Source organism: Fructobacillus ficulneus (assembly GCF_001047075.2).
Lineage (GTDB): Bacteria > Bacillota > Bacilli > Lactobacillales > Lactobacillaceae > Fructobacillus > Fructobacillus ficulneus.
On the sequence record NZ_DF968005.1, the window covers coordinates 299,186 to 302,317 of the forward strand.

Here is a 3,132-nt window from a genome sequence, read left to right on the forward strand (position 1 = left end):
CCGGCCAAGCTGGTCAAACGTCTATGGCTGTTTTCAAGCCTGGTGAAAGTTTGGCTGATCGGCGGAAGACTGCTCAAGATAGCTTGGATGGGGTTTACAATACAACAAAACAATCCATTACTGCAGAAAACACACTGACAGATGATGTTCGATCAAGTCAATTAGCGGCGGCTAAAGCAGCTTATGATGCTGCGACTGCTAATATTGCAGCAGATACCTCAGCTCAGCCAATTATTGATGATGGAGCAGCTGGTGAGAAGGCGGTTCAAAAGATTTACCAACCACAAGCTTCCGTTGATGACCAGCGTAAGGCTGCTCAAAAAGTTTTGGATGACGAAAAGGGGTCAATCTACTCACAGATTAATTTGGAACCAACCTTAAGTGACGATGAAAAAGCGGCCCACTATACTCAGTTAACGACTGCCTATAACCAAGCAAGTTCGGCCCTAACGGATGCCAAAAATGCCCAAGCTATCTTAGTTGCTAAAACTAATGGTGTGGCTGCCATTGATCAGGCCATGGGCTATGGTCAATCAATTGCTGACCGAAAGGCTGCTGCTAACAAGGCTTTGCAAGACGAAAATAATAAGGTTGCCGCAGCTATCAATGCTGACGGGACGCTTTTGGACCAGACTAAAAAAGACCAATTAGCCGCCTTGGCAACCGCCTATAGCCAGGCAACGTCTAGTATTAGTGGGGTAAACTATGCCCAGGCCATCATTAATGCTCAAAAGGCTGGGATTGATGCTCTTGATGCAGCCCACCCTCAACCTACAACGACCGTGGCTGATCTTCAGTCAACCGCAAAGCAAGCTGTTTCGGCTGCCCAAAAGGCTGCTGATGATGCCATCGATGCTGACCCAACTCTTTTGAATTCGGAAAAGATCGCTCAAAAGAAAATTGTTGATGATGCAGCATCGACCGCTAATACTGCAATTACTGGGGCTAATGATGAAAAGGCTGCCCAAACAATTGCGGATGCTCAAGCAACCGCTTTGGCTGCGATTACACCAGCTCATAAACCGGGAACGGCCGTTGAAGACCAACGGGCAACTTATTTAGATAACTTAAAGACACAAAATGACGAGATTTCATCAGCGATTGATGGTGATCAGACGTTGCTGGATGCCGATAAAACCGCACAGAAAGCAGCTTTGGCCAAGGCTTATGGGGATGGTCAAACTGCCTTATCAGCAGCCAATGCTCCGGACGCTCAAAGCATGCTGACAGCTTACAATACTGCTCTTGATGCTATGACTAAGAGTCATCAGGCTAAGGGTGATTTTGGAGCTCTTTTAACTGACGCCAAAAATCAGTTACAAAACAAGTTTAATTCGGTTTCTAATGATATTCAAAACGATCCAACGCTGCTTACTGCTGATAAAACAAAGCAAAGTGACCTCTTAACCAAGGCCTTTAATGCTGCCAATGATGCCATTGGTAAGGATACAACTGCTCAAACTTTGGCTAATGATTTGAAGCAAGGCCTCCAAAATATTGGAGATCAACACCAAGCAGGTAAATCAGTCACTGACCAACAAGCCCAATTGGTAACAGATTTGACCAATGCAGCAACGAATGCGAAGGCTGCTGTTGATGCCGACCCAACTTTGTTGACAAGCGCGCAAGCAAGCCAAAAGGATGCCATTGATGCTGCTGTGAAGGCTGGTACAACAGCCATTAACGGCACAAATACAGCTCAAGATGCTTTGGACAAATATAATACTGCCTTAAATGCAGTGAATGGTGTTCATACACCTGCCTCGACTGACTTGGCTGCCCAAAAGCAAACGGCCTTGACAACCTTGTCTGCTAAATATGGTCAGGTTAAAAGTGCTATTCAAGGTGAACCAACTTTGACTAATGCGGATAAAACCAGTCAATTGGCTAACCTTAATAAAGCCAACGCGGATGCTATTACTGCTTTGAATGGGACCTCGACAGCCCAAGCCTTGGCGGATGCCCTGGCTGCCCAGGAACAGGCCTTACAAGATCAGTTTAAGAAGGGCTTAGACCTTGACACCCAAAAAGCCAATGCTAAGGCTGCCTTGAAGCAAGCATCGGACACAACTCAAGGAAAAATTAGTAATGAAAAGACCTTGCTGATTACTGTCAAGACTATGCAGAATCAAGCTGCTTTAAAGGCCGAACAGGATGGGGATGCCAAGATTGATGGCGAGAACACAGCCCAGGCCATCTTAGATGACCAAAATACTTGGACCGATACCATCAATAACACATTCCAACCAGGGGACTCCCTTCCTACTCAGCGCCAAGCAGCAATGAAAGAGTTGACGGATGAGGGTACAAAGGTGAAGGGCGACATCGATGCTGATAATACCTTGACCGATGCCGTCAAAACGAAACAGAAGGCCGGAATTGATACCAGCTTACAGACAGCTCAAACAAACCTTGATAATGCACCAGATGCGCAATCAATCAAGGAAGCTAAGTTTACCGCCATCACGGCTGTCGATAATAACCACCAGCCGGGAAAGTCAATTGCCTACCAGGCGAGTGACTATAAGAACGGCTTGGCTAACTTAGCCAAGAGCTTGCAAGTTAATATTAACAATGACAGTACCTTGACGACAGCACAAAAAACCCAACAGGGAAACCAGGTCAATGCTGATTTGGCAGCCGCCCAGACTGCCTTGGATGCGACAACAAATACTGCCCAACAGTTGTTTGATTTGAACAAGCAGTACACTGACAAGCTCAATCAGGACCACCAGAGTGTTGGTTCACTGTCAGACCAGGTTAATGCGGCCAAGATTGCCTTGTCGACCTATGCGATTAACGTTAAAAAGAATATTGATACTGATGTAACTTTGCTGACAGCAGAACAAGATAGCCAAAAGGGCAATGTTGACTCGACTGTTACGGCTCAAGATGCCATCTTGGAGAAGGCAGGGACGGTTTCTGCTCAGTCAATCGCCGATGCCTTGGCTGAAGCTGAAAAGCAAGTTGACAAACAGCACCAACCTGGTTTGGATTTGGCCACGCAACAACAAAACGCCTCTGACAAGGTTGATAGTATCGCTAAGAGCGTTAATTTGGCCATCACCAATGACGCGAGTCTGAATGACTCGGCTCAACAAAGCCAAAAGGCCCAGGTTGGTCAATTAGTGA

General features: G+C 46.3%; 1 protein-coding gene. It reads left to right on the plus strand.

Going from position 1 to position 3,132, the window contains the following annotated elements; genetic code table 11:
• Positions 1 to 23: 23 nt before the first annotated feature.
• Positions 24 to 3,132: DUF1542 domain-containing protein (locus AOQ29_RS06115; RefSeq protein ID WP_114675002.1), on the plus strand; the 3,109-nt coding region annotated here is incomplete at its 3' end.